This is a genomic window from Streptomyces sp. NPDC043427, assembly GCF_056436655.1.
Genome location: NZ_JBWKCC010000005.1, coordinates 75,038 through 101,275 on the forward strand (window position 1 = coordinate 75,038; position 26,238 = coordinate 101,275).

General features: G+C 71.5%; 22 protein-coding genes and 2 pseudogenes. 16 read left to right on the top strand and 8 right to left on the bottom strand.

Annotated elements, in window-relative coordinates; all coding sequences use genetic code 11:
* The first annotated feature begins 160 nt into the window (after positions 1-160).
* Positions 161-1,123 (top strand): electron transfer flavoprotein subunit alpha/FixB family protein, encoded by a 963-nt coding sequence (locus tag AC067M_RS12315; RefSeq protein WP_478696946.1) that lies wholly within the window; start codon positions 161-163, stop codon positions 1,121-1,123.
* Between the two features lie 66 nt (positions 1,124-1,189).
* Here AC067M_RS12315 and AC067M_RS12320 read toward each other — a convergent pair whose 3' ends face one another.
* Positions 1,190-2,095, bottom strand: coding sequence for an endonuclease/exonuclease/phosphatase family protein (locus AC067M_RS12320; protein ID WP_478696947.1), 906 nt, complete (start codon positions 2,093-2,095; stop codon positions 1,190-1,192).
* 182 nt (positions 2,096-2,277) lie between these two features.
* On the opposite strand from AC067M_RS12320, the gene AC067M_RS12325 reads away from it, so the two are divergent.
* Together AC067M_RS12325 and AC067M_RS12330 are read left to right on the top strand one after the other, a co-directional pair.
* Positions 2,278-3,582 (top strand): DUF6986 family protein, encoded by a 1,305-nt coding sequence (locus AC067M_RS12325; RefSeq protein WP_478696948.1) that lies wholly within the window; start codon positions 2,278-2,280, stop codon positions 3,580-3,582.
* Between the two features lie 431 nt (positions 3,583-4,013).
* Complete coding sequence (locus AC067M_RS12330) at positions 4,014-5,834, top strand: serine/threonine-protein kinase (protein WP_478696949.1); 1,821 nt, start codon at positions 4,014-4,016, stop codon at positions 5,832-5,834.
* On the opposite strand, the gene AC067M_RS12335 is transcribed toward AC067M_RS12330, so the two are convergent.
* Together AC067M_RS12335 and AC067M_RS12340 are read right to left on the bottom strand one after the other, a co-directional pair.
* Positions 5,795-6,577, bottom strand: a complete 783-nt coding sequence (locus AC067M_RS12335; RefSeq protein ID WP_478696950.1) for a hypothetical protein — start codon at positions 6,575-6,577, stop codon at positions 5,795-5,797. The genes AC067M_RS12330 and AC067M_RS12335 overlap by 40 nt on opposite strands.
* 7 nt (positions 6,578-6,584) lie before the next feature.
* Complete coding sequence (locus AC067M_RS12340) at positions 6,585-7,634, bottom strand: LacI family DNA-binding transcriptional regulator (protein WP_478696951.1); 1,050 nt, start codon at positions 7,632-7,634, stop codon at positions 6,585-6,587.
* Between the two features lie 221 nt (positions 7,635-7,855).
* Between AC067M_RS12340 and AC067M_RS12345 the strand changes: the two genes are divergently transcribed.
* The 9 genes from AC067M_RS12345 to AC067M_RS12385 all read left to right on the top strand — a co-directional run bounded on the left by AC067M_RS12345 (position 7,856) and on the right by AC067M_RS12385 (position 17,980).
* A complete protein-coding gene (locus tag AC067M_RS12345) occupies positions 7,856-8,812 on the top strand; it encodes an ROK family protein (protein WP_478696952.1) in 957 nt (318 codons plus the stop codon).
* Positions 8,813-8,968: 156 nt separating this feature from the next.
* Positions 8,969-9,937 (top strand): DUF1731 domain-containing protein, encoded by a 969-nt coding sequence (locus tag AC067M_RS12350; RefSeq protein ID WP_478696953.1) that lies wholly within the window; start codon positions 8,969-8,971, stop codon positions 9,935-9,937.
* A gap of 278 nt (positions 9,938-10,215) precedes the next feature.
* Positions 10,216-10,413, top strand: coding sequence for a hypothetical protein (locus AC067M_RS12355; protein WP_478696954.1), 198 nt, complete (start codon positions 10,216-10,218; stop codon positions 10,411-10,413).
* Positions 10,414-10,554: 141 nt separating this feature from the next.
* Positions 10,555-11,598 carry an NUDIX hydrolase gene (locus AC067M_RS12360; RefSeq protein ID WP_478696955.1) on the top strand — a complete coding sequence of 348 codons (1,044 nt, stop codon included), beginning with the start codon at positions 10,555-10,557 and terminating at the stop codon, positions 11,596-11,598.
* A 405-nt stretch (positions 11,599-12,003) separates the two neighbouring features.
* Positions 12,004-12,993, top strand: coding sequence for an ABC transporter permease (locus tag AC067M_RS12365; RefSeq protein WP_478696956.1), 990 nt, complete (start codon positions 12,004-12,006; stop codon positions 12,991-12,993).
* Between the two features lie 87 nt (positions 12,994-13,080).
* Positions 13,081-14,751, top strand: coding sequence for an ABC transporter substrate-binding protein (locus tag AC067M_RS12370; protein WP_478696957.1), 1,671 nt, complete (start codon positions 13,081-13,083; stop codon positions 14,749-14,751).
* Positions 14,752-14,835: 84 nt separating this feature from the next.
* Positions 14,836-15,828: an ABC transporter permease gene (locus AC067M_RS12375; RefSeq protein ID WP_478696958.1), complete on the top strand. Its 993-nt coding sequence runs from the start codon at positions 14,836-14,838 to the stop codon at positions 15,826-15,828.
* An 11-nt stretch (positions 15,829-15,839) separates the two neighbouring features.
* Complete coding sequence (locus tag AC067M_RS12380; RefSeq protein ID WP_478696959.1) at positions 15,840-16,922, top strand: ABC transporter ATP-binding protein; 1,083 nt, start codon at positions 15,840-15,842, stop codon at positions 16,920-16,922.
* Positions 16,919-17,980, top strand: coding sequence for an ABC transporter ATP-binding protein (locus tag AC067M_RS12385; protein WP_478696960.1), 1,062 nt, complete (start codon positions 16,919-16,921; stop codon positions 17,978-17,980). The genes AC067M_RS12380 and AC067M_RS12385 overlap by 4 nt, the downstream gene beginning before the upstream one ends.
* Here AC067M_RS12385 and AC067M_RS12390 read toward each other — a convergent pair.
* From AC067M_RS12390 to AC067M_RS12400, 3 genes and pseudogenes are all read right to left on the bottom strand, one after another.
* Positions 17,953-19,006, bottom strand: a pseudogene (locus AC067M_RS12390) (protein kinase family protein). The gene AC067M_RS12385 and the pseudogene AC067M_RS12390 overlap by 28 nt on opposite strands.
* 10 nt (positions 19,007-19,016) lie before the next feature.
* Positions 19,017-19,732 (bottom strand): annotated as a pseudogene (locus AC067M_RS12395) (MBL fold metallo-hydrolase).
* Positions 19,733-19,793: 61 nt separating this feature from the next.
* The gene (locus AC067M_RS12400; protein ID WP_478696961.1) at positions 19,794-21,149 is read right to left on the bottom strand and encodes a M20/M25/M40 family metallo-hydrolase; all 1,356 of its coding nucleotides are present in this window, start codon (positions 21,147-21,149) and stop codon (positions 19,794-19,796) included.
* Between the two features lie 190 nt (positions 21,150-21,339).
* Between AC067M_RS12400 and AC067M_RS12405 the strand changes: the two genes are divergently transcribed.
* The gene (locus AC067M_RS12405) at positions 21,340-22,581 is read left to right on the top strand and encodes a geranylgeranyl reductase family protein (RefSeq protein ID WP_478696962.1); all 1,242 of its coding nucleotides are present in this window, start codon (positions 21,340-21,342) and stop codon (positions 22,579-22,581) included.
* On the opposite strand, the gene AC067M_RS12410 is transcribed toward AC067M_RS12405, so the two are convergent.
* Entirely contained in the window at positions 22,571-23,023 is a 453-nt protein-coding gene (locus AC067M_RS12410; RefSeq protein WP_478696963.1) for a nitroreductase family deazaflavin-dependent oxidoreductase, read from the bottom strand. The genes AC067M_RS12405 and AC067M_RS12410 overlap by 11 nt on opposite strands.
* Positions 23,024-23,152: 129 nt before the next feature.
* Here AC067M_RS12410 and AC067M_RS12415 point away from each other — a divergent pair, with 129 nt between their 5' ends.
* From AC067M_RS12415 to AC067M_RS12425, 3 genes are all read left to right on the top strand, one after another.
* On the top strand, positions 23,153-23,848 hold the full coding sequence (locus AC067M_RS12415; protein ID WP_478696964.1) for a TetR/AcrR family transcriptional regulator: 696 nt from the start codon (positions 23,153-23,155) through the stop codon (positions 23,846-23,848).
* A gap of 95 nt (positions 23,849-23,943) precedes the next feature.
* On the top strand, positions 23,944-25,170 hold the full coding sequence (locus AC067M_RS12420) for a sensor histidine kinase (RefSeq protein WP_478696965.1): 1,227 nt from the start codon (positions 23,944-23,946) through the stop codon (positions 25,168-25,170).
* Positions 25,167-25,832: a response regulator gene (locus AC067M_RS12425; RefSeq protein WP_478696966.1), complete on the top strand. Its 666-nt coding sequence runs from the start codon at positions 25,167-25,169 to the stop codon at positions 25,830-25,832. Before AC067M_RS12420 ends, AC067M_RS12425 begins: the two co-directional genes overlap by 4 nt.
* Here AC067M_RS12425 and AC067M_RS12430 read toward each other — a convergent pair.
* Positions 25,793-26,113, bottom strand: coding sequence for a DUF6332 family protein (locus AC067M_RS12430; protein WP_478696967.1), 321 nt, complete (start codon positions 26,111-26,113; stop codon positions 25,793-25,795). The genes AC067M_RS12425 and AC067M_RS12430 overlap by 40 nt on opposite strands.
* Positions 26,114-26,238: the final 125 nt, after the last annotated feature.

The window sequence follows — 26,238 nt, forward strand, 5'->3', positions numbered from 1 at the left end:
TCGCCGACGCTCCGCGTCGACTCCCTCCTCCGCCTTGCAACTGCACGCGCCAGACCCCGCTCACCTCGGCTGATCAGTCGCCGTAGTTTTCCCGCGACCTGATCCGTCGGACAGGCCCCGCTGACCGCCCCTCAAGTTTCGTACGCAGGAGAGCAATCCCATGGCTGAAGTCCTCGTTTACGTCGACCACGTGGACGGTGCCGTCCGCAAGCCCACCCTGGAGCTGCTGACGCTCGCCCGCCGCATCGGCGAGCCCGTCGCCGTCGCCCTCGGCGCCGGTGCCGAGAACACCGCCACCGCGCTCACCGAGCACGGCGCTGTGAAGGTGCTGACCCACGAGGCGTCCGAGTACGCCGACTACCTGGTCGTACCGAAGGTGGACGCGCTGCAGGCCGCCTACGAGGCCGTCTCCCCGGCCGCGGTACTGGTGCCGTCCTCTGCCGAGGGCAAGGAGATCGCCGCCCGTCTGGCGCTGCGCATCGGCTCCGGCATCATCACCGACGCCGTCGACCTGGAGGCCGGCGACGAGGGTCCGGTGGCCACCCAGTCGGTGTTCGCCGCGTCCTTCACCACCAAGTCCCGTGTCATCAAGGGCACCCCGGTCATCACGGTCAAGCCCAACAGCGCCGCCGTGGAGGCCGCTCCGGCCGCCGGCGCGGTCGAGGCCCTGTCCGTGTCCTTCGGCGAGCTCGCCACCGGCACCAAGGTCACCGGCCGTACGCCGCGTGAGTCGACGGGCCGTCCGGAGCTGACCGAGGCCGCGATCGTGGTCTCCGGCGGCCGTGGCGTCAACGGTGCCGAGAACTTCTCGATCATCGAGTCCCTCGCCGACTCGCTCGGCGCGGCCGTCGGTGCCTCGCGTGCCGCCGTGGACGCCGGCTGGTACCCGCACACCAACCAGGTCGGCCAGACCGGCAAGTCCGTCTCGCCGCAGCTGTACATCGCCTCCGGCATCTCCGGCGCGATCCAGCACCGCGCGGGCATGCAGACGTCCAAGACGATCGTCGCGATCAACAAGGACGCCGAGGCCCCGATCTTCGACCTGGTCGACTACGGCGTCGTCGGCGACCTCTTCGACGTCGTCCCGCAGCTCACCGAGGAGATCAACACCCGCAAGGGCTGATCACCGCCAGGCTGTACGAGGCCCTCGTGACCGCGCCGGTCACGGGGGCCTCGTCCATGTCGGGCCTCACGCCAGACTGAGCGAGGCCCGCACCGGCAGGTGGTCGCTCGGGAACTGACCCTCGCGGGAGTAGGTGTCGACCCACGCCCGGTGCGCGGTCACCCCGCGCGTTGCCAGGATCCAGTCGATGCGGCTGCCCTCGGGAGTCAGCGGCTTGTACGCGTGGAACGTCCCGTACGCCGGGCCGCGCTCCTCGGCCGTGTCCCAGGTGTCGACGAGACCGGCGCCGAGCAGCGTGTCGTAGACCTGGTCCCCGTGGGCGGGGACGTTGAAGTCGCCGGTCACCACGACGGGCAGGGAGCGGTCGAACCCCGTGATCCGTTCGGCGATCAGAGCGGCGCCGCGCCTGCGTGCGTACGCGCTCGCGTTGTCGAGGTGCGTGTTGAGGACGTAGAACTGCTGTCCGTCGGCGCGCAGATCGCGGAAGCGGACCCAGGTGGCCATGCGGGCGTGGGCCCCGCCCCAGGTGTTGGAGCCGATGGCCTCCGGGGTGTCGGAGAGCCAGAAGTGGTCGTACTCGACCGGGGCGAGGCGGCGCGTGTCGAAGAAGACCGCCATGGACTCGTCGTGGCTGCCCCGGACGCGGCCGGTGCCGATCCAGTCGTAGTGCGGGCCGAGGTCGGAGGCGAGGTCCCGCAGCTGCTGGTAGACGCCCTCCTGGGTGCCGATCACGTGCGGGGCCGCCCGCCGCAGGAGCGTCCGCATCACCGGGCGGCGGACCGTCCAGCTGTTGGGCTCGGAGGTGCTCGCGAAGCGGAGGTTGAACGTCATGACCTCCAGCGGCGCGTCCTCGTGCCGGGAGGCCGCGGCCCGTACCGATCCGACCAGGGGTAACGCGATCGCGGCAGCCGCCACGGTTCTCAGCCCGGCCCGTCGCGTCACTTTGGTGCTGTCCCGCGTGTGTTCCCCCATGTGCTCCCCCTCCCCTCACGAGTCAGGATGAGGGGTGGGGGCCGCTGTGCGAAAGAGGGCCTCGGGGCGGGTGTGGCGGTACGGCCCATGCGGGGACAGGGTGTTGACCGGCTGCGAGATCCGCAGATAACTTCGTTCTACGGATTATCGATTCCGCAAAGCGGAAAATTGGAGGTTGCGGGATGGGCCAGGGGCGGCAGGAACAGGTGGTGACGAGCCTCGCGGGCGCCGTCAGCGAGGAGATCAGTGCCTCCCTCGCGCCGGTCGACGCCGAACTGGAGCGCCGCTACCCGGGTGACCCCGGCACCCGCCAGCCCGTCCACACCGTCTACGTCCCCGGTGACGTCTTCGCCGCCGACACCATGCGCGCCTGGGGCGACCAGGCCCTCGCCGCACTCGACGAACACGCCCCGGACGCGGCCTCCTTCGCCGCCGTCCTGGGCCTCGCCGACGACCTCGCCGAGCCGGTGTACTCCCGCGTCCGCGCCAAGCTGGAACGCGAGCCGATCGAGGACCTGCGCGTCGACTTCGAGGACGGCTACGGCCCCCGTCCGGACGCCGAGGAGGACGAGGCGGCCGCCCGGGCGGCCCGGCTGATCGCCGAGGCGTACGAGAACGGCACGGCGGCCCCGTACATGGGCATGCGCATGAAGTGCATGGAGGCACCCGTCCGTGACCGGGGCATCCGCACCCTCGACATCTTCCTCACCGGCCTGATCGAGGCGGGCGGTCTGCCCGAGGGGCTGGTCCTCACCCTGCCGAAGGTGACCTACCCCGAGCAGGTCACCGCGATGGTCCGGCTCCTCGAGGCGTTCGAGAAGGCACGCGGACTCGACCCGGGCCGGATCGGCTTCGAGATCCAGATCGAGACCAGCCAGTCCATCCTGGCCGCCGACGGCACCGCCACCGTCGCCCGTATGATCCAGGCCGCCGAGGGCCGCGCGACCGGCCTGCACTACGGCACCTTCGACTACAGCGCCTGCCTCGGGGTCTCCGCCGCCTACCAGGCGAGCGACCACCCGGCCGCCGACCACGCCAAGGCGATCATGCAGGTCGCGGCGGCGGGCACCGGCGTACGCGTCTGCGACGGCTCGACGAACGTCCTTCCCGTCGGCCCGACCGAGAGGGTCCACGACGCCTGGCGGCTGCACTACGGCCTCACCCGCCGCGCCCTGTCCCGCGCCTACTACCAGGGCTGGGACATGCACCCCTGCCACATCCCCACCCGCTACGCGGCCGTCTTCGCCTTCTACCGCGAGGGCTTCGAACAGGCGGCGGCCCGTCTCGCCCGCTACGCCAACCGTGCCGGCGGCGACGTCATGGACGAGCCCGCCACCGCCAAGGCCCTCAGCGGCTACCTCCTGCGCGGCCTGGACTGCGGCGCCCTCGATCCCGCCGAGGTGACCGGCGCGACCGGACTGGCGCGGGCCGACCTGGAAGCGTTCGCGGCACCTCGGCGGGGCGGTCTGACGGCGTCGGGCAGGTAGCGGGCTTTCGATGGTGCCGGGCCTCGGTGCCCGCCCTGGAGCGGGCCGTGGCGGACCACGCGGCGCGGTGCTCGGCCGCGGCAGGCGCCACGGACCGGGAACCGCCACGGCACCCGGCGCGGCAGCCGTCACGTAGCGGGCGTGTCACAAGGCCCGAGCGCGGGGGCTTCGTGCCACTTCCGCCCTGAGGGGTCCTTGCACCATGAGCGCCCGGGTCGCGCGGCTTGGCACCGCACCTCGCCGCGTGGCCGAAAAGCCCTGGTAGGGCCGCCCCCACTCTCGGCTCCGCTCGAATGGGGGGGACCCCCATCGAGGGCTCTTTCACGCCGCGATGCACGGCACCGGACCACCCGACCTGATCGGGCGCTCAGGGTGCAAGGAACCCTTAGGCTGGACGCTACGCAGGGACATGTCATGGGAACGGGGCGGCGGTGTCTTCGGGGGAACACGAACAGGCGGCCGGGGTCGGGCGGCTGCTGGCGGGGCGTTATCGGGTTGTGGCGCCGTTGGGGCGTGGCGGCATGGGAGTCGTCTGGAGAGCTGTCGACGAGGTGCTCGGGCGGGAGGTCGCCGTCAAGGAACTGCGTGCCTACACCGACGCCGACGCTCCTGAACTCGCCCGGCTGCGGCTGCGCATGCAGCGCGAGGCTCGCGCGGCGGCCCGGGTGCGGAACCCCGGGGTCGTCGCCGTGCACGACATCGCGGAGGTCGACGGCCGTCCGCTGATCGTCATGGAACTTGTCGACGGCCCCTCCCTCGACGACGTCCTGCGCGAACGCGGCACCCTCGACCCGCGTGAGGCGGCCGGAATCGGTGCGAAGGTCCTGGACGCGCTGGCGGCCGCCCATCGAGCCGGCGTGCTGCACCGTGACGTCAAGCCCGGCAACATCCTGCTCGACCGCTCCGGTCGCGTCGTCCTGACGGACTTCGGCATCGCGACGATGGAGGACCCGGCCGACGGCTCGGCCACCCATCTCACCCGCAGCGGCGAACTCGTCGGCTCCCTGGACTACCTGGCCCCCGAACGCGCCCAGGGCGCCGACCCCGGCCCGGCCTCCGACATCTGGGCCCTCGGAGCCACCCTCTACGCGGCTGTCGAGGGCTCCTCGCCCTTCCGCCGTACGTCGACGTACTCGACCCTCACCGCGATCGTGACCGAACCCGTCCCGGAGCCCCACCGCGCGGGCCCCCTCACACCGATCCTGCGCCGACTGCTGGACAAGCGCCCCGAGAGCCGCCCGGAGGCGGAGGAGGCGCGTGCGCTGCTGGAGGCTGTGGCGTCGACGGCCGCCTCGGACACACCGACCACGACCCTGCGAGGGGTACCCGCGCCCCTGGACCGGCAGGAAACGAAACCGGATGTACCGCCCGCGCCGCCACCGGAAGCCGGGGCAAGGCACGGGTCCGGTGTTTCGGGGTCGCCCGGGTCGGAGGCGGGGGAGCCCGGTGTTTCGGGGTCGGCCGTGTCGGGGGTGCAAGGGGCTGGCGTCTCGGGGTCGCCCGGGTCGAGGGCGGGGGAGCCCGGTGTTTCGAGGTCGGCCTGGTCGGGGATGCCCGGTGCTCCGGGGGCGGCCGTGTCGGGGGCGCAGGGAGGGGGAGCTGTTGGTTCCGCTGCCCCGCCCGCTTCGTCCGCTGCCGCTCCCACCGGGCCGATGGCGGCCCCCGCCTCGCCGCGGCGCAAGGCCCGAGACCTCCTCCCCGGCGTCGCCGTGGCCGTCATCATGGTCGCGGGCGTCATCACCGTCGCCTTGCTGAACGCCGCCAACGGCAGGGACACAGATGCGCGGTCGGGGGCCTCCCCGACCCCGGGCGCGTCCTCAGCCCCGGCCTCCGCCCGTCCCGACGCCGTCCACTCGGACGATCCCGAACCCACCGAGCCGGGCGCCGAGAAGACACCCGGCGCCGCCTGGGATCCGAGACAGACGCGCAAGGCGACGCCCACGGGCAGTCCGTCCACCACCAGCCCCGCACCGTCCTGCACGTCCATCGGCGCGGGCAAGTACAACTGCCTGGTCTGGCGCACCGCCAAGTCGTACACCTCCTCCGGCACCGAGGTGGGCGTCCTCAACGCGGGCAGCAACTACTTCTACTGCCAGCGGAACCTGGGGCGCCGTGAGACGCACGGCGCGTGGACCAACGTCTGGTGGGCGAAGACGGACGACGACAGCGGCAACACCGACGTCTACGTCAGCGACGTCTACATCAAGGGGGGCTACAACGACTCGCCGGTGCCCGGGCTGCCCGTCTGCTGAGGGCGCCCCACGTACCGCTCCAGCCCCGACGCCGTCACCAGCTTCTCCTCGGCGAGCAGCCGCGTACCCCGCTCGCACAGCCGCACATCCGCCCGGGCCCGCGCGCAGAACTCCTCCGGTGTGACGCCGAACAGCTCCCGAAGGCGGGCAGACCCCAGCAGCAGCTCGGTGATCAGCTCCCGCTGTCCCGGATGCGGGCGCGGATCGGGGGTGCCGTTGTGCAGGACTCCGCGCCGGTTGACGTACACGTACGCCCCGGGCAGCGTCTCGCCGTCCTCCAGCCTGAACCCCACGTCGGGGGAGGGCAGCCACGCCCGGCGGAAATTGCCCTGCGCCAGCGGTACGCCCTCGCTGGCGTCGACGATGGCGAGTTGCTCGGCGTCCAGCCAGGTGAGGAACAGCTCCTGTACGGCACCGGGGGAGTCGAAGGGGGACGCGGAGACGTATCCCAGGCGGCTGACGTGCGCGGAGATACCGACGCCGATGCCGGTGACGCGCACCTTCACCATGGGGATGGGCGAGGTGATCCCGTACTCGTCCATCTTGTGGCGCAGTTGGCCGGGGCAGGCGTTGGAGCCGACGGCGAGGACCGGAGTGCGGTCGGGGTGGACGAGCCGGTCCAGCGGCAGCAGCCGGTCGCCGTCGAGGAGCCCGGACTCGCGCGGCCAGGCACCCGGATAGCTCAGCGGTCGGTCGCGCGGGGCCTCCGCCAGGCCCAGCGTCGTCAGGGAGCGGTCGTCCATGAGCCGCTCAGTCCGCCGGCGGCAGCTCGCCCGAGCCGCGCGTGATCAGTCGGGTCGGCAGCTCAATGCGTTCCGGGGCGACGAGCGTGCCGTCCAGCTGCCGGAAGAGGCGGTCGGCCGCCGTGCTGCCGATGGCCGTCGCGTCCTGGGCGACGACGGTGATGCCCGGCCGGAGCAGGTCGGCGAGCTCGATGTCGTCGAAGCCGACGAGGGCGACCGGACGGGTCCGCTCGGCGAGGACGCGGATCACGGTGACCGTCACCCGGTTGTTGCCAGCGAAGATCGCGGTGACGGGCTCCGGCCCGTCGAGCATCTCCTCGGCGGCCCGGCGCACCCGCTCCGGATCGGTGGCACCCAGCGACGTCCAGGCGTCCGCGACGGGTATCCCGGCGTCCTCCATGGCCGTCCGGTAGCCGCGCAGACGCTCGGCGGTGGTGTGGATGCGGGGCATGTCACCGATGAAGCCGATGCGCCGGTGACCGTGGGCGATCAGGTGGGCGACACCGCCGAGGGCTCCGCCGTAGTTGTCCGACAGGACGCAGTCGGCGTCGATCCTCCCGGCCGGGCGGTCGACGAACACCGTGGCCACGCCCGCCCTGAGCTCCGGCTCCAGATAGCGGTGGTCGTCACCCGCCGGGATGATCACGAGACCGTCCACCCGCCGGGCGCACAGCGCCAGCGCCAGTTCCTGCTCCCGGTCCGGGTCCTCGGCGCTGGAGCCGTTGATGAGCAGTGCCCCATGGGCGCGGGCGACCTCCTCGACCGCGCGGCTGAGGGGACCGTAGTACGGGTCGGCGAGGTCTTCGAGGACCAGGCCGATGCTCGCGGTGCGGCCCTTGCGCAGGACCCGTGCGCTGTCGTTGCGGCGGAAGCCGAGGGCCTCGATCGCGTCCTGGACGCGGCGCTCCGTCTCCGGGGTCACGCCCGGCTCGCCGTTGACGACGCGGGAGACCGTCTTCAGCCCGACGCCCGCGCGGGCAGCGACGTCCTTCATCGTGGGACGGTTGCCGTAGCGGGTCCCGGAAAGGTTGTCGGCTCGGCGGATGGTCTCGGGCACGATGCGGTGTCCTGTCCTGTCGTCCACGGGCTGCTTTTGTCCCCGTCGTCCCCGAGGATGCGTTCGTCCATGGTTTGTATGAGGATGTGGCGTCGAGCATAGAACCTGGACAACGTTGTCAGATGCGGGGGACACTGTCCATCGCATTCACCTCCGGCCCGCGTCCCCCACCGCCGGACCGGCCTGCTCTTTTCCACGGTAGACGGGGAGATCCGACACTGATGCAGACCGACCTCGTGGCAGCCCTCGACATCGGCGGTACGAAGATCGCCGGTGCGCTCGTCGACGGCCACGGCAGGATCCTGGTGCGCGCGCAGCGCGCGACACCGGCACGGGAGGACGGCGACACCGTGATGCGGGCCGTCGAGGAGGTGCTCGGCGAGCTCTCCGCCTCGCCGCTGTGGGGGCGGGCGCACATCGTCGGGATCGGCAGCGCGGGGCCGGTGGACGCCTCCGCGGGCACGGTGAGCCCCGTGAACGTACCCGGCTGGCGCGACTTCCCGCTCGTCGGGCGGGTCAGGGCCGCCGTCGGCGGACTGCCCGTCGAGCTGATCGGCGACGGCGTCGCGATCACGGCGGCCGAGCACTGGCAGGGCGCCGCCCGGGGGCACGACAACGCGCTGTGCATGGTGGTGTCGACAGGAGTCGGCGGCGGGCTGGTCCTGAACGGCCGGCTCCACCCCGGCCCCACCGGCAACGCGGGCCACATCGGACACATCAGCGTCGACCTCGACGGCGACCCGTGCCCGTGCGGTGCGCGCGGCTGCGTCGAGCGCACCGCGAGCGGGCCCAACATCGCCCGCCGGGCCCTGGAGAACGGCTGGCGGCCCGGCCCCGACGGCGACACCTCCGCCGCGGCCGTGGCGGCCGCCGCTCGTGCGGGCGATCCGGTCGCCGTAGCCTCCTTCGAGCGTGCCGCGCAGGCGCTGGCGGCGGGCATCGCGGCCACCGCGACGCTCGTCGAGATCGACATCGCCGTCATCGGCGGGGGAGTGGGCAAGGCGGGCGACATCCTCTTCGCGCCCCTGCGCAAGTCGCTCCACGACTACGCCACCCTCTCCTTCGTGCAGCGCCTGACGGTGACGCCGGCGTTGATGGGCACGGACGCCGGCCTGGTGGGAGCGGCCGCCGCGGCACTCGCTGCGCGGCCGGCGGGGGCGGAGGCGGCGGGGGTCTGACGAGAACATCTGCAGAGACGTTCTTGCGGGCGGCGGCCGGACTCGGCCGCCGCCCGCGTCTTCATGAGTCACAGCGCCCCGGCTTCTCACCCCGACCTATTTTTGAACATGTTCAACTTTCTGCGCTAGGCTTCCTCCCGACGGAGGGGGAGCCCTGTGAAGTTCGTGTTGCCCGGGGGAACCGGGCAGGTCGGAACGGTCCTGGACCGCGCTTTGACCGCCGCAGGACATGAAGTCGTGATCCTCACCAGACGGCCCACGCGGGCGCGGGAAGTCCCCTGGGACGGGGAGACCCTGGGCGCCTGGGCCGAGGAGATCGACGGCAGTGACGTCGTGGTCAACCTGGCGGGCCGCAGCGTCAGTTGCCGGTACACCCCGGCCAACCTGCGGGCGATGATGGACTCGCGGGTCAACTCCGCCCGCGTCGTCGGAGAGGCGATCGAAGCCGCCGTACGGCCGCCGCGCGTCTGGATGCAGATGAGCACCGCCACCGTCTACGCCCACCGCTTCGACGCGCCCAACGACGAGGCGACCGGCTTGATCGGCGGTACGGAATCCGGGGTGCCGGACTACTGGGCGTACAGCGTCAAGATCGCCGAGAGCTGGGAGCGGGAGCAGGAACGGGCCGTGACCCCGCACACCCGCAAGGTCGCCCTGCGCTCCGCCATGGTGATGAGCCCGGACCGTGGCGGTGTCTTCGACGTCCTCTCGTGGCTCGCGCGGCTCGGTCTCGGCGGCCCGGTCGCGGGCGGCGCGCAGTACGTGTCCTGGATTCACGAGCACGACTTCGTCCGGGCCGTGGAGTTCCTGGCCGACCGGGACGACCTCGGCGGGCCGGTGAACCTGGCCGCTCCCGGGCCGTTGCCGCAGCGGGCGTTCATGCGGGACCTGCGGGCCGCCCGGAGGGTTCCCGTGGGGCTGCCCGCCACCAGGTGGATGGCCGAGATCGGCGCCTTCGCGCTGCGCTCGGACACGGAGCTCCTGCTGAAGAGTCGCCGTGTGGTTCCGGGCCGGCTGCTCGACGCGGGCTTCACCTTCACCCACCCGCGGTGGGCGCGGGCGGCCGAGGACCTCGTGCGCCGTGCGCGCGCTGGGGCCTGTCCGTCGGATCGGGTCGGAGGGTAGCTGCGGCGCCGCATCGGCGCGGGTGAGCGGGGCTTGGTGCGTGCAGCTGCAAGGCGGGGAACGGTGGTCGACGCGAGGGGTGTCTCTCCCGCGCGAGCGCCGCCGAGCGTAGGGGGAGTCGGCGACCGCCGACAACGCGGGTGGGGCTACCTTCCGTGCGAGCGACGCCGAGCGTGGAGGAGGGCGTGTCGAGCCCCGCGTCTGCGGCATGATCGGCCGGACAGGCCCTGGATCCGGGCGGGGGCGTGACTCCGGGGCGGTTTCCCAGTTGAACCGGCATGAAGAAGCGCAGCATGCTCGCCATCGCCTCCCTCGCCACCGGATTCGTCGTCGCGGCGATCACGCCCTCCCACGGACTGGGCAGTGAGGACCTCAAGGGGCTCAACGTGGGCGACGCCCTCAGCGGCATCGACCCCACGATCGCCCAGGACAACAGCCTGGACATCGAAGACGACCTGCTGCGGCAGGCCGACTGACGGCGGGACAGCACCACTCATCGCGCCGGGCCCCGCACGAAGGGGTACCGGCGCTTCCGTTTGCGCGGCCTCTACGACGGCTGGTTTCCGTGGCAGGGTGGAGCGGGCAAGCCACAGGGGGCCAACAGAAGAGGGGGAATCGTGACCGTCGTCTGGATCAACGGCGCTTTCGGTGCGGGGAAGACCACCACCGCACGGGAACTGATCGAACTGATCCCGAACAGCACGCTCTTCGACCCCGAGGTCATCGGCGGAGCGCTCCCGTACCTGCTCCCGCCCAAGCGCCTCGCCGAGGTCGGCGACTACCAGGACCTGCCGATCTGGCGACGGCTCGTGATCGACACGGCCGCCGCGATGCTCGCCGAACTCGGCGGCACCCTCGTGGTGCCCATGACCCTGCTGCGCCAGGACTACCGCGACGAGATCTTCGGCGGCCTCGCCGCCCGCCGGATCCCGGTACGGCACATTCTCCTCACTCCGGCCGAAACGATCCTGCGTCAGCGAATAGCGGGGCGGGAGGTTCCGCCGGACCTCCCCGACGGCGACATGCGGATACGGCAGTGGTCGTACGACCACATCGAGCCCTACCGCGCCGCCCTCGCCTCCTGGCTCACCGCCGACGCCCACCCCGTCGACACCGGCCCCCTCACCCCGTACGAGGCCGCCGCCCGCATCGCCGAGGCCGTCGGTACGGGTGCGGTCCCCGAGTGCGAGATCGTGCAGACGCCCGAGCCGACCGCCGAGACCCTCGCCGCCGGGGTTCTCCTCTTCGACGAGCAGGACCGGGTGCTGCTCGTCGACCCCACCTACAAGGCCGGCTGGGAGTTCCCCGGCGGGGTCGTCGAACCCGGTGAGGCGCCCGCGCGGGCCGGCATCCGCGAGGTCGCCGAGGAGACCGGCATCCACCTGGACGACGTACCGCGGCTGCTCGTCGTGGACTGGGAGCAGCCCACTCCGCCCGGTTACGGCGGACTGCGCCTCCTCTTCGACGGCGGCCGACTGGACGCCGCACGGACCGAGGGGCTGCTGCTGCCGGGGCCCGAACTGCGGGACTGGCGGTTCGTCACCGAGGAGGAGGCGGCCGATCTGCTGCCGCCGGTCCGCTACGAACGGCTGCGCTGGGCGCTGCGGGCACGCGAGCGTGGCGCTGCGCTCTATCTGGAAGCGGGGATTCCCGTAGGCTGACGCGCCGTGAGATTACCGGCCGGTCCCGTTCGGTTTTCGCCGGGAAATTCTTTGGCTTTTCTGTGTGTCGCTCCACCGCGGTGGGCCGACTTTACCCGGTCCGGAGAATACCCGGAGAAAAGCGCGGGCGGACCGTCATCGTTCCGAAACCACCGTGTGCACCCGTCGGAGCAGGGGAAACCCTAAGCAATGGCCAAGGGGGTGTCGTCCTCCCCTCACGCTCCGGCTAATCACACACCCTGCACTCGTCAACACTTTTCCACGAGCGCAAACAATCCCTTTTCTGCCCCTGGTGCGCCTTGACCGGACTCGCGACGCATTGCGAAAGTCCGCATTGTCTCGTGGGGCCGGTGACGGCCGCCACTCATTTCTTTCAGCCAGGGGTAGATCCGGGATGTCCGTACGATGACCACGCAACTCCAGCCGGTCGAGCTCGGCAGCGTGATCGCGCCGACCGTCACCGGCCGCTCACCGGCCCGCATGGCCTGGAAGCGCATCACGCGGGACAAGATCACCATGGTCGCGCTGGTGGTGACCGTCCTGTTCCTCGCCGTCGCGCTGCTGGCCCCGGTGCTCACCGCGCTGACCGGCTGGGGGCCGATCACCCCGGACGGCCGGGCGATCGACCCGGACACCGGCAACTTCCCGCGCGGGGCGCTCGGCGGCATCAGCCTCACCCACCTGCTGGGCGTCGAACCGGGCACCGGCTACGACCTGTTCGCCAGGATCGTCTACGGGCTGCGGACCTCGCTCTTCGTGGGCTTCGCGTCGGCCGTGCTGTCCACCGTGGCCGGCGTCGTGGCGGGCCTCGCGGCCGGCTACTTCGGCGGCTGGGTCGACTCCGTGCTGTCGCGGATCATGGACGTGATGCTGGCCTTCCCCCAGCTGCTGTTCATCATCGCGCTCACCCCGGTGATCCAGAACGCGCTCCAGACGAACAGCCACGGCGGCACCGACGAGAACCTCCGGCTGCTGGTCCTCGTCGTCAACATCGCGATCTTCGCCTGGGCCTACACCGCCCGCCTGGTACGCGGACAGGTGCTGTCCCTGCGCGAGCGGGAGTTCGTCGACGCCGCCCGGCTCATGAGCGCAGGCCGGCGCCACATCCTCTTCCGCCAGCTGCTGCCCAACCTGTGGGCGCCGATCCTGATCTCCTTCGCCCTCGCCGTCCCGCAGAACATCACCACCGAGGCGGCTCTGTCGTACCTGGGCGTCGGCGTCATCCCGCCCAACCCGGACTGGGGCGCCCTGCTGTCGGACGCCTCCCAGTTCTTCCTCCAGGACCCGGCGTACCTGTTCGTCCCCGGTGTCCTGCTCCTCGTCCTCGTCCTGGCGCTCAACCTCCTCGGGGACGGCGTACGGGACGCCCTCGATCCCCGCGCCCGTCGAGGCTGACGCGCGGCCCTCGCATCTCCGGCCCCGACGGCGCAACGAACGACCGCCGAAGCCGGGCCTGTCGAACAAGAACGGAGTGTTTACCTCATGAAGCGCAGAACGCGCACGGTCGCTCTCATGGCCACCGCCGTGGCGATCACCCTGGGGGCCACCGCATGCGGCGGAGGATCCTCCACCGGCGCGGGCAGCGGCTCCCCGACCAAGGGCGGCACGCTGACCATCCTGAACAACGCCGACTACGACCACCTCGACCCGCAGCGCGTGTACACCACGCAGGGTTCGAGCATGGACGAGGAGTTCGTGCGCACCCTCACCGGCTGGGACGAGTCGGGGTCCGCCCCGAAGCTGGTCGGAGACCTGGCCACCGACACCGGCACGGCCTCCAAGGGTGACACGGTCTGGACCTTCCACCTGCGCCACGGCGTCAAGTGGCAGGACGGCACCGAGGTCACGGCGCAGGACGTCAAGTACGGAGTGGAGCGGACCTTCTCCCCGGACATCAACGGCGGTCCGCCGTACGCGAGTCAGTGGCTCGTCGGCGGCGCCGACTACAAGGGGCCGTACAAGGGCAAGGAGCTCGCCTCCATCCAGACCCCGGACAAGTACACGATCACGTTCCAGCTGAACCAGCCGGTGGCCGACTTCAACGAGACCACCGCCATGCCCGGCTGGTCGGCGGTGCCCAAGGCCCACGACACCGGGGCGACGTACGACACGCACGTCTGGTCCGACGGGCCGTACATGATCAAGTCGTACACCAAGAACAAGGAACTCGTGCTCGTCAAGAACACGAAGTGGAGCCAGTCCAACGACCCGATCCGCCAGCAGAACGTCGACGAGATCGACGTGAAGTTCGGCCAGGAGCAGGCCGCCATCGACCAGCAGATCAAGTCCGACGCCGGGGTCGCCCAGACCGCGATCATGCAGGACCCGATCGCCGGCTCCGACCTGACGACGATTGCCAACAACCCGTCGCTGAAGTCGCGTTACTACAAGATCCCCGCGCCCGGCATCAACTACCTGGCCATCAACACCACCCGGGTCAAGGACATCAAGGTCCGTCAGGCCATCGAGGACGCCATCGACAAGACCACCGTGCGTGGCGCCTTCGGCGGTTCGGCCTACGGCAACTACGCCACCACCATGCTGAGCCCCGGCATCGGCGGCTACCAGAAGTTCAACCTCTACAGCACCAACCCGGCCGGTGACCTCACCAAGGCCAAGGCGCTGATGAAGGCGGCCGGCAACCCGAAGCCCACCATGTCGCTCGCGGTGGAGAACAGCACCACCCAGACGCACTTCGCGGACGCGGTGAAGACCTCGCTCGGCAAGATCGGCGTCACGGTGAACATCGCCCCGATCGACCCGGCCAACTACTTCAGCACCATCGACAACGTGAAGAACCAGTACGACCTGGTCTGGGGCGACTGGATCGCGGACTGGCCCAACGCCTCCACCGTGCTGCCCGTTCTGTTCGACGGACGGCAGATCAAGAAGCTGCCGCAGTCCAACCAGGACCTGTCGTACCTCAACGACCCGGCCGTGAACGCGCAGATCGACAAGGCCGCCAAGATGACCGACATCAAGCAGCGCAACACCGCCTACGGCGCCCTGGACGAGCAGATCATGAAGGACGCCGCCGTGGTCCCGCTGATGTACATGAACTTCAGCGAACTCGCGGGCTCCAAGGTCGGCGGTGTCATCTCCGACCCGATCCTCGCCGAGCCGAGCCTGGTGCACGTCTACGTCAAGCACTGACGCACCCCGTCCGACACCCCGCCGGCGGTACGCCGCCGGCGGGGGCACCCCAGCACCCCACCTCACGTCAGGTCCCAGGACGCCATGCTCCGTTACCTCATCCGACGCCTTCTGGCGGCGGCCGTGATCCTGCTGGTGATCACCGTGATCACCTTCTTCATCTTCTACGCGCTGCCGTCCGACCCCGCCCTGCTGGCCTGCGGGAAGACCTGCTCACCCTCGCGCCTCACGGAGATCAAGCACTCACTGGGCCTCGACCAGAGCTTCCTGACGCAGTTCTGGGAGTTCTTCAAGGGCCTCTTCGTCGGCCGTGACTTCGGCGACCAGAGCGTGGCCATCCACTGCTCCGCGCCCTGCCTCGGAGTGTCCTTCCAGACCGACACCCCCGTCCTCACCACCCTCCTCGACGACTTCCCCGCCGACCTCTCCCTCGGTCTCGGCGCCGCCGTGGTCTTCCTGATCCTGGGCGTCGGCCTCGGAACCGTGGCCGCGGTCCGCCGGGGCAAGGCCGCCGACAAGGCCGCGGTCGGCCTCGCGCTGGTCGGCGTCTCCGTGCAGATCTACTTCGTCGGACTGCTGCTGCTCTTCCTGTTCGTCGACAAGTGGCAGCTGCTGCCCGCCGCCGGCTACACCCCCTTCACCGACGACCCGGCCGGCTGGCTCCAGGGCCTCATCCTGCCCTGGGCGACCCTGGTCTTCGTCTACCTCGCGCTGTACACCCGGCTCACCCGCTCCTCCATGCTGGAGGTCTTCGCCGAGGACTACATGCGCACCGCCCGCGCCAAGGGGCTGCCGACCGGCCGGATCGTCCTCAAACACGGGCTGCGGGCCGCCATCACCCCGATCATCACCATCTTCGGCATGGACGTCGGCTCGCTCATCGGCGGCTCCGCCGTCATCACCGAGTCCGTGTTCGGCATCAACGGCATCGGCAAGCTCGCCGTGGACTCGGTCCAGAACTCCGACCTGCCGGTCATCCTCGGCACCACCCTCTTCGCCGCCACGTTCGTCGTCCTCGCCAACGTCGTCGTCGACCTGGTCTACGGCCTCGTCGACCCCCGCGTACGCCTCGCGTGAAGGAAAGTCCAGTGACCCTGTCCACCCCCGAGCAGCCCGCGGACCTGCTGCCCGCCGCCACCTCCTTCCTCGACGTACGGGACCTGCGGGTGCACTTCCCGACCGAGGACGGTCTCGTGAGGTCCGTCGACGGGGTCTCCTTCACGCTGGAGAAGGGCCGCACCCTCGGCATCGTCGGCGAGTCCGGCTCCGGCAAGTCGGTGACCTCGCTGGCCCTCCTCGGACTGCACAAGGGCACCCGCGCCCAGGTGTCCGGCCAGATCTGGCTGGAGGGGCAGGAACTCGTCGCCCTGCCCGAGCGCGAGATGCGGGAGCTGCGCGGCGAGACGGTCTCCATGATCTTCCAGGACCCGCTGTCCGCGCTGCACCCGTTCTTCACCGTCGGCTCCCAGATCGCCGAGGCCTACCGGGTGCACCACAAGGTCTCCAAGAAGGAGGCCACACAGCGTGCCGTGGAGATGCTGAAACGGGTCGGCATCCCGCAGCCCGACCGCAGGGCGAAGGACTACCCGCACCAGTTCTCCGGCGGCATGCGCCAGCGCGCCATGATCGCCATGTCACTGGTCTGCGACCCCGCCCTGCTCGTCGCGGACGAACCCACGACCGCCCTCGACGTCACCGTCCAAGCACAGATCCTCGACCTCATCCGCGACCTCCAGGAGGAGTTCGGCTCCGCGGTGATCATCATCACCCACGACCTCGGCGTGGTCGCCGACGTCGCCGACGACATCCTGGTGATGTACGGCGGCCGCCGCATCGAGTACGGCACCGTCCGCGACGTCCTCAAGCAGCCCGAACACCCCTACACCTGGGGCCTGTTGCAGTCCATGCCGGACATCGCCGACGACGTGGGCCGCCGGCTCAACCCGATCCCGGGCACCCCGCCGAGCCTGATCAACCTCCCGTCCGGCTGCGCCTTCCACCCGCGCTGCGCCTACAAGGGCCGGGTCCCGGAGGGGAGTTGCACGGTCGAACGGCCCGAGCTGCGGCCGGTCGCCGGAACGGCCGCGCACATCGCGGCCTGCCATCTCACCGAACGGGCCAAGCAGGAGATCCGGGGCGCCGGCCCGAACGACCACAGGAGCACGCCGTGAGCACCACCCAGCCCATCCGCGAACCGCAGGCGGCGAAGGCCCCGGGCGGGAAGCTCCTCGAGGTCACCGGCCTCATCAAGCACTTCCCCCTCCGGACGGGCATCGTCTTCCGGCGCCAGGTCGGCGCCGTGCGCGCCGTCGACGGCATCGACTTCTCGGTCGGCGCCGGGGAGTCGCTGGGCCTGGTCGGCGAGTCCGGCTGCGGCAAGTCGACCACGGGCCGGCTGATCACCCGGCTGCTGGAACCCACCGCCGGCTCCATCGTCTTCGACGGCGAGGACATCACCCACAAACCGGCGGCGAAGCTGCGCCGGGCGCGCAAGAACCTCCAGATGATCTTCCAGGACCCGTACTCCTCGCTGAACCCCCGCCACACCGTCGGCACGATCATCGAGACGCCGATGCGGCTCAACGGCATCGAACCGCCGCAGGGCCTCAAGAAGCGCGCGCAGGAACTCCTGGAGACGGTCGGCCTCAACCCCGAGCACTACAACCGCTACCCGAACGAGTTCTCCGGCGGCCAGCGCCAGCGCATCGGCATCGCCCGCGCCCTCGCCCTGCGCCCCAAGCTCATCGTGGCCGACGAACCGGTGTCCGCGCTGGACGTCTCCATCCAGGCCCAGGTCGTCAACCTGCTCCAGGACCTGCAACGCGAGTTCGGCATCGCCTTCGTCTTCATCGCCCACGACCTCGCCGTCGTCCGGCACTTCTCCGAGCGCGTCGCGGTGATGTACCTCGGCAAGGTCGTCGAGGTCGCCGACCGGGAGGCCCTCTACGCCCGTCCCCGGCACCCCTACACGCGCGCGTTGCTGTCCGCCGTCCCCGAGGCCGACCCCGACGCCGCCGAGCGGCGCGAGCGCATCCGCCTGAGCGGGGACGTCCCCTCACCGATCGACCCACCCTCCGGCTGCCGCTTCCGCACCCGCTGCCCCAAGTTCGCCCAGGCCCTCACCGAGGACGAACGCGGCGCCTGCCTGCAGCAGGAGCCCGAGCTGACCGACCGGGGCGGCGGCAACCCGGTCGCCTGCCATTATCCGGAAACCGTGGAGCTGTCGTAGAGCGCCCGTAGTTCGGCGTGAGGGAAGGGCGTCTGCCTGCTCTCCTTCTCGAACCGTCGCAGGAAGTCGTTCATCACGGCGGCGACCGGCGCGTGACGGGCGATGACGTCGGCGGCCGCCCCAGGGGCCCCCTCGGGCCGCGCGCCGTCGGCACACGCGCGGATGTAGGCCTCGCGCTCGTCGCGGCCGTGTCCGTGGAGGGCGACGACGAGCCAGGTGACGAAGAAGGACGTCGCGTAGGCGCGGTCGTAGTCGCGGTGGCGGTCGAGGAAGGCGCGTTGCGCGGGGGTGAGGCGGAAGCGGGAGGACAGCGAGAGGCCGTAGTCCGCGAGATACAGCCGCCGGCCGTCGGTGAGGATGTTCCGGAAGTGGACGTCGAAGTGCAGCAGCCCACGCGCGCGGAGGAAGTCGGTGGCTTCGGTGAGCCTGCGCTCCACCAGGGCGCAGGCGGTGTCGGCGTCGGCTGTGCGGATCCGTGCGTCGAGCCAGTCGTGGAGCGTGTACGGGATGTACTCGAGGAACAGCGTCAGGCTCGCGGTGGCCATGCGCAGGCCCTCGAGGCGCGCGCGGACCCCCGCGCCTCCGCCCCAGTGGGCGACGGCCCGGTCCACGTCGGCGAGTTCGTCGGGGAGGGGTCGGGGGCTCGTCGGGCAGAACCCGCCAGTGGTGCGTCAGCGGGAACCCGGCGAAGTCGCCGGCCAGGACCCAGTGGGTGGTCATCGTGTGCACGGCCAGCTCCCGCCAGGCGCCGAACCCCGGGCTCCCGATGCCGTAGTGGCAGAAGGGCGGCATGCCGAAGAGGTTCGCCGTGGACCGTACGCGGTCCGGGAGCCGCTCGGCGTGCGTCAGCCGCACCCGCTTGACGAAGACCCGCCTGCCGTCCACCTCCACGAGCAGGACCCGTCCGCTGATGCCGGTGCCGACGGGCACGCCCGTGGCGAGGAGGTCGGCCAGTTCGGCGTCACTGAGCAGGGCGAGCGAGGTGGCGAGGTCATGGTGGGCGGTGAGGCGTTCGGCGGGGTTCATGCCCTCATCGTCAGCCTGCGGCCGCGTACCTGTCCGCGGTTTCCCGCAGCGTGGCCCCCGCCCGTCCGAGCACGGGAGCACCGTGGCCGAAACAGGCCACGTCCGTGTCCAGCGCCGCCAAACGCTGGAACGAGGCGATCGCCTGGGTGCGGTCGACGTTGAACACACCGAGCAGCACGGTGCCGTCGACCGGCGACGCGGCCACCGCGTCGCCCGTGCAGAGCACGCGGTGTCGGGGCAGGTGAAGGGCGATGCTGCCGTGCGTGTGCCCGGGTGCGTGGACGACGTGGGCGCCGTCGCCGAAGTCGAGGACGTCGCCGTCGGACAGCTCGGTCACCGTTGTCGGGCGTGCGAAGTGAGCCGGTGGCAGGTGTTTCGCGGCCTCCGCGTGCAGCGGGATCTCCCACTCCTCGAACACCGGTGGCGGGCCGGGGACTTCGCCGCGCACCACGGGCGCGTCCAGGCGGTGGGCCAGCACCTCGGCCCCGGTCGACGCGGCCAACTCGGCGGCCCCGCCCACGTGGTCGACGTGGAAGTGGGTCAACACGATGCGCCGTACGGCGGCCGGAGGGTGCCCGAGAGCCCTGATCGCCTCGGCGATGCGCGCGCCCGAGCCCGGCGGGCCGGCGTCGATCAGCGTCAACTCGGCCCCGTCACGCCAGAGATAGGCCTGACGACCGGGAAGCGCAGGAGATACAGGCGGGGACGGAGCTCGATGAGGTCCATGGGACGACCGTAGAGAGGCCCGCGCCCGGCAGGCGAGGGCCTCTGCTGAGGGCAGAGCGGGTCAGCTCGCCGCGTAGTTGCGCAGGAACAGGGCCTCGGCGACCGAAAGACGCTCCAGCTCCTGGGGCGACACACTCTCGTTGACGGCGTGGATCTGGGCCTCCGGCTCGCTCAGGCCGATGAGGAGGATCTCCGCGCGCGGGTACAGGGCGGCGAGGGTGTTGCACAGCGGGATGGAGCCGCCCTGACCGGCGTACTGCATCTCCTGCCCCGGGTACGCCACCGCCATCGCGTCCGCCATCGCCGCGTACGCCGGACTGGCCGTGTCGGCGCGGAACGCCTGGCCCTGGCCGACCTGCTCGGTGCGCACCCGCGCGCCCCACGGCGTGTGCGCCTCCAGGTGGGCCTGGAGCAGCTTGGTGGCCTCGACGGCGTCGACACCCGGCGGCACCCGCAGGCTCACCAGTGCGCGGGCGCTCGCCTGCACCGACGGGGTGGCGCCGACGACCGGCGGGCAGTCGATGCCGAGGACCGTCACCGCCGGGCGCGCCCAGATGCGGTCGGCGACCGTGCCGGAGCCGATCAGGCCGACGCCGTCCAGCACCTTGGCATCCTTGCGGAACTGCTCCTCGTCGTAGCGCAGCCCCTCCCACGCGGAGCTGCCGGTGAGCCCGTCGACGGTCGTCGAGCCGTCCTCGGCGCGCAGCGAGTCCAGGACACGGATCAGCGCGCCCAGCGCGTCGGGCGCGGCGCCGCCGAACTGGCCGGAGTGCAGGTTGCCTTCGAGGGTGTCGATCTGCACGCGGAGCATGGTCATGCCGCGCAGCGTGGAGGTGACCGTGGGCAGGCCGGCACGGAAGTTGCCCGCGTCGCCGATGACGATGGTGTCGGCCTCCAGAAGCTCCGGGTGCTCCTCGGCATACCGCTCCAGGCCGCCGGTGCCCATCTCCTCCGAGCCCTCGGCGATCACCTTCACGTTGACCGGCACGCCACCGTTCGCCTTGAGCGCGCGCAGGGCGAGCAGGTGCATGATGACGCCGCCCTTGCAGTCGGCGGCGCCGCGTCCGTACCAGCGGCCGTCGCGCTCGGTGAGCTCGAAGGGCGGGGTGGCCCAGGCAGCCTCGTCGAGCGGCGGCTGCACGTCGTAGTGGGCGTAGAGGAGAACCGTTTTCGCGTCGGCCGGCCCCGGGAGGTACCCGTACACCGACTGCGTCCCGTCCGGGGTGTCCAGCAGGGCGACGTCCTCGAAGCCCTCGGCGTGCAGCGCGTCGGCGACCCACCGCGCGGCGGCCTCGCTCTCACTCTTCGGGAACTGGTCGAAGTCCGCCACCGACTTGAAGGCCACCAGCTCGGTGAGCTCCGCCTTCGCCCTGGGCATCAGCGAGGCGACGGTCTCGGCGACCGGATTCGACGACATGGGCACGCTCCTTGTGGGTGCGACGTTGTACGGGTGGGCACCCGCGTGAACGGGTGACCGTGCGAGCGTACGCCGGACCCGGTGTGCGGGCGCACGCGGCGGTGATCCTCCCACAGCGGGCTGTGGCGATCTCCGCCGTAGGATGCGGATGACAGGTGCGGCAGCGGCTTGATCGGAGCAGTAGACCATCGTGAGCAGCGAGAACTCTTCGGCGGACGACGTGCGGCGGGTGTGGGACGTCGTCGTGGTGGGCGCGGGACCGGCGGGGGCCTCGGCCGCCTACGCGGCCGCGGTCGCGGGACGGCGTGTGCTGTTGCTGGAGAAGGCGGAGCTGCCCCGCTACAAGACGTGCGGCGGCGGCATCATCGGCCCCTCGCGCGACGCGCTGCCGCCGGGCTTCGAACTGCCCTTCCGTGATCGCGTCCATGCGGTGACGTTCTCGAACAACGGGCGCTTCACCCGTACCCGCCGTTCCAAGCAGATGCTGTTCGGGCTGATCAACCGCCCCGAGTTCGACCAGCAGCTCGTGGAGCACGCGCAGAAGGCGGGCGCCGAGCTGCGCACGGGCGTCACCGTGCAGCGCGTCGAGCAGCACGGCTCGGCGGTGCCGGACCGGCGCACGGTCGCCGTCGTCCTCCAGGGCGGCGAGACGCTGCTGGCCCACGCGGTCGTCGGCGCCGACGGCAGCGCAAGCCGGATAGGAGCGCACGTCGGGGTCAAGCTCGACCAGGTGGATCTCGGCCTGGAGGCGGAGATCCCGGTGCCGGAGACCGTCGCCGAGGACTGGAAGGGGCGGGTGCTCATCGACTGGGGGCCGATGCCCGGCAGCTACGGCTGGGTGTTCCCCAAGGGGGACACGCTGACGGTCGGGGTGATCTCCGCGCGCGGTGAAGGCGCCGCGACCAAGCGGTACTTGGAGGAGTTCATCGGGCGGCTCGGCCTCGCCGGCTTCGAGCCGAGCATCTCCTCAGGCCATCTGACCCGCTGCCGGGCCGACGACTCCCCGCTGTCGCGCGGGCGGGTCCTCGTCTGCGGAGACGCGGCGGGGCTCCTCGAACCGTGGACCCGCGAGGGCATCTCGTTCGCGCTGCGCTCCGGCCGGCTCGCGGGGGAGTGGGCGGTACGGATCACGGAGGCGCACGACGCGGTGGACGCCCGGCGTCAGGCCCTCAACTACGCGTTCGCGATCAAGGCGGGGCTCGGCGTGGAGATGAGCGTCGGCAAGCGGATGCTGATGGCGTTCGAGCGCCGCCCCGGGCTGTTCCACGCGGCGCTGACGAGCCTTCGGCCCGCCTGGAGGGCGTTCACCGACATCACCCGCGGCTCGACGTCACTGGGGGAGCTCGTCCGCTCCCACCCGCTCGCCCAGCGTGCCCTGACCGCGATGGACCGCCGGCTGACGGAGCCCGCGGCCGGCGAGGTCACTGAGTGACCGTGATCCGGAAGACCGGGTGGTCACCGGCGGCCGCGACGATCTCCTCGTCGGAGGACTTGGCGGTGACCCCCTGGAAGTACTGGTTGACCTCCCAGCCCCACTTCTTCAGGTAGGCACGCAGGATCGGGAGCTTCTCCTCGTCGGGCAGCTCCACCGCGGTGAACGCGCGCACCCTGCGGCCCACCCTCAGCTCCCCGCCGCCCGCCGCACGCATGTTGCGCACCCACTGGGAGTGGCCGCGGGCCGAGACGAGGTACTGCGTGCCCTCGAACGTGTGCGGGTTGACCGGGATGCGCTGCATCCTGCCGCTCTTGCGCCCCCGCACGGACATCTCCGCCGTGCCCAGGAGGCTGAAGCCGTGCCGGGCGAGCCAGCCGACGACGCCGTTGAGGCGGACGGTCAGCGGGCTGCCCTTGAGGTAGTACGGCGACGACTGCATGGTGACCCCCGGAGAGTTTCGGAGAGCGATGCTCTCTCTTGTGAGGAGTCTGCATGAGAACGGCGCTCCAAAGCAAGAGCAGTGCTCTTTTACGTGTGCACCGCTCCGGATTCATGGAACACTTCCTGCATGACGACGAGCAGAACCGCACAGGGCGCACGCGCCCGGGCCAGGATCGAAGTCACCGCCGCAATCAAGGACGAGGCGCGACGGCAGCTCGCCGCCGACGGAGCGGCCAAGCTGTCGCTGCGGGCCGTGGCCCGGGAGCTGGGCATGGTCTCCTCCGCGCTGTACCGGTACTTCCCCAGCCGTGACGACCTGCTCACCGCTCTCATCATCGACGCCTACGACTCCCTCGGCGAGCGGGCGGAGGCGGCACACCGGGCGGTCGCGGACGCCGGCCCCGTGCGTCGCTGGACGACGGTCTGCGAGGGCGTACGAGGCTGGGCGCTCGCGCACCCGCACGAGTACGCGCTGATCTACGGCTCGCCGGTGCCCGGATACTCCGCCCCCGAGCACACCGTCGCGGCCGCGGCCCGCGTCGGCCGCGTGCTGATCGGCGTCCTGCGCGACGCGCACCGGGAGCCCGGCCTGGCCGAGCCCCCGCTGCCGGACGAGCTGCGCCCCGAGGCCGAGCGGATCGGGGCCCTCCTGGCCACCGACCTGCCGCCCGCGGTGACCGCGGCCCTCGTCGCGGCCTGGGCCCAGCTGTACGGCCTGGTCGGCTTCGAACTCTTCGGCCAGTTCGACCGGCTGGTGGAGGAACGGGACGTGTTCTTCCGGCATGCGGCGGAAGGGCTCGCGCGCGGGGTGGGGCTGCGCTGAGGAGCCCACTCCACGGATGTACTTCCCCGGGAGTACGCGTGATCACCTCGCCCGGCTGACGTCCGCGGCCGCGTGCGGCGTCTAGCGTGGCGGACATGGACGAGCAGCGCGTACGCGGCGGTGGTCCGCCCTCCTGGCGGCGGTACGGGTCGCCGTGGCGCGGCCGCTGGGACGACGAGGAGCCCGGCGTCCGGTGGCCGTGGCGCTCCACCCTGCTGGTCACCGCCTTCGTGCTGGTCGGCTCGAACTTCGCGGCCCATATGCAGGAAGGGGACCGCGCTCCGCTCGACGTCTTCGCGCGCGTGCTGCTGCTCGTGGCCTCGGGGCTGCTGCTGTGGCGGCAGCGGTATCCGGTGCCCGTCGTGTTCGGCACGGCGGCGGCCGCCATGGTCTACCTGAGCGCCGGATACGCGTACGGGCCCGTCTTCCTCACTGTCGCGCTGGCCTGCTTCAGCGCCGTGGTGGCCGGGCACCGCAGGGCCGCCTGGATCGCCCTGGGGATGCTGTGGGCCGGCCACGTCCTGGTGGCCCACTGGCTCTACCAGTGGCTGCCGCCCTCCCGCGACGCGGGCGCCTCCTGGGGGCAGGAGCTGGTGATCGCCACCTGGGTCGTGGCGATCGTGGCGGTGTCGGAACTGGCCCGCACGAGACGCGAACAGTGGGCCCGCGAGCGGGCCGAGCGCGCGCAGGCGGCCCGGCGGCGCGCCGACGAGGAACGGCTGCGCATCGCACGCGAACTGCACGACGTCCTCGCGCACAGCCTCTCCGTCATCAACGTCCAGGCGGGCGTCGGACTCGCGCTCCTCGACGCCGACCCGGAGCAGGCCCGCACGGCGCTCACCACCATCAAGTCCGCCAGCAAGGAGGCGCTCGGCGACGTACGCCAGGTGCTCGACACCCTGCGCACGCCCGGCGGCGCTCCCCGCGCCCCGGCGCCCGGCCTCGACCGGCTGCCGGAACTGGTGGAACAGGCGGCCCGCGCGGGTCTCACCGTCGAGATCGAGGGCGAGTCGCCACGCCTGCCCCCCGGCACGGACCTCGCCGCCTTCCGCATCGTCCAGGAGGCGCTCACCAACGTCGTACGGCACTCCGGCTCACGGCACGCGCGCGTGCGCCTCGACCACACGGGTGGCGCGCTGCGGCTGCGCGTCGACGACGACGGGCCCGCGACCGGCGACGAGGCGGGCGGCAGCGGCAACGGGCTCGCCGGAATGCGGGAGCGGGCGGCCTCGCTGGGTGGCACGATCGAGGCGGGGCCGCGCCCCGACGGGGGCTTCCGGGTCCTCGCCGTGCTGCCGTCGAGGGTCAGGGAGGGCCGGTGATCCGCGTACTGCTCGCCGACGACCAGTCACTGGTGCGGGCCGGGTTCAGGGCGCTGCTCGACGCGCAGCCCGACATCGAGGTGGCCGGGGAGGCCGCCGACGGCGAGGAGGCCGTGCGCGGGGTGCGCGAACTGCGCCCGGACGTCGTGCTGATGGACATCCGCATGCCGCTCCTGGACGGCCTGGCCGCGACCCGGCGCATCACCGAGGACGAGGCGCTCACCGAGGTCAGGGTGGTCATGCTGACCACCTTCGAGCTCGACGAGTACGTCTTCGAGGCCCTGCGCTCGGGAGCCTCCGGCTTCCTGGTGAAGGACACCGAACCGGACGAACTCCTGCGCGCCGTGCGGGCGGTGGTCGCCGGTGACGCGCTGCTGTCGCCGGGCGTGACCCGTCGGCTGATCGCCGAGTTCGCCGCGCGTTCCAAGGAACCCGCGGCCGCCAACGCCCTCGGCCGGCTCACCGAGCGGGAGCGTGAGGTGATGGCGCTGGTCGGGATCGGCCTGTCCAACGAGGAGATCGCCCGCCGCCTGGTCGTCAGCCCGCTCACCGCGAAGACCCACGTCAGCCGCACGATGGTGAAGCTGGGCGCCCGCGACCGCGCCCAACTGGTCGTCCTGGCCTACGAGTCGGGGTTGGTCCGGCCCGGCTGGCTGGGCTGAGGACCGAGCCCTGCCCGGTCGAGGGGGCCGGGCCGGGCCGCCTGCCGGAAGCGGACCAGGACGCTGATCACGCGGGCCGCGAAGAGCACGGGCGCCAGCACCAGCCCGGTGCGCAGCAGGACACGGGAAAGAGTGTCCTGGAGGTCGAAGAGGAGCGCCGGGCCCGCGACGGCACCGAACACGACGGCTGCCGCGAACGTCGCGCTGAACAGTGCGTATCCGATCTCGACGGTGATCGCGTCCCGTTCGGCCTGGCTGCGCCGTCCCCCGTGTGTGGTCATGCCGGTGAGTGAACAGGAGTGGGGGGGGGGGGGGGGGGGGGGGGGGGGGGGGGGGGGGGGGGGGGGGGGGGGTTCGGGCCGGTTTTGGCTATATCGGCGGCAGAAGCCCACCCTCCTGGTGTGGG

Excerpts from the sequence above, each read along its gene's own strand:
- AC067M_RS12315 (WP_478696946.1), top strand. The coding sequence starts at position 161 with ATGGCTGAAGTCCTCGTTTACGTCGACCACGTGGACGGTGCCGTCCGC.
- AC067M_RS12320 (WP_478696947.1), bottom strand. The coding sequence starts at position 2,095 with ATGGGGGAACACACGCGGGACAGCACCAAAGTGACGCGACGGGCCGGG.
- AC067M_RS12325 (WP_478696948.1), top strand. The coding sequence starts at position 2,278 with ATGGGCCAGGGGCGGCAGGAACAGGTGGTGACGAGCCTCGCGGGCGCC.
- AC067M_RS12335 (WP_478696950.1), bottom strand. The coding sequence starts at position 6,577 with ATGGACGACCGCTCCCTGACGACGCTGGGCCTGGCGGAGGCCCCGCGC.
- AC067M_RS12345 (WP_478696952.1), top strand. The coding sequence starts at position 7,856 with ATGCAGACCGACCTCGTGGCAGCCCTCGACATCGGCGGTACGAAGATC.
- AC067M_RS12355 (WP_478696954.1), top strand. The coding sequence starts at position 10,216 with ATGAAGAAGCGCAGCATGCTCGCCATCGCCTCCCTCGCCACCGGATTC.
- AC067M_RS12365 (WP_478696956.1), top strand. The coding sequence starts at position 12,004 with ATGACCACGCAACTCCAGCCGGTCGAGCTCGGCAGCGTGATCGCGCCG.
- AC067M_RS12370 (WP_478696957.1), top strand. The coding sequence starts at position 13,081 with ATGAAGCGCAGAACGCGCACGGTCGCTCTCATGGCCACCGCCGTGGCG.
- AC067M_RS12375 (WP_478696958.1), top strand. The coding sequence starts at position 14,836 with ATGCTCCGTTACCTCATCCGACGCCTTCTGGCGGCGGCCGTGATCCTG.
- AC067M_RS12400 (WP_478696961.1), bottom strand. The coding sequence starts at position 21,149 with ATGTCGTCGAATCCGGTCGCCGAGACCGTCGCCTCGCTGATGCCCAGG.
- AC067M_RS12410 (WP_478696963.1), bottom strand. The coding sequence starts at position 23,023 with ATGCAGTCGTCGCCGTACTACCTCAAGGGCAGCCCGCTGACCGTCCGC.
- AC067M_RS12415 (WP_478696964.1), top strand. The coding sequence starts at position 23,153 with ATGACGACGAGCAGAACCGCACAGGGCGCACGCGCCCGGGCCAGGATC.
- AC067M_RS12420 (WP_478696965.1), top strand. The coding sequence starts at position 23,944 with ATGGACGAGCAGCGCGTACGCGGCGGTGGTCCGCCCTCCTGGCGGCGG.
- AC067M_RS12430 (WP_478696967.1), bottom strand. The coding sequence starts at position 26,113 with ATGACCACACACGGGGGACGGCGCAGCCAGGCCGAACGGGACGCGATC.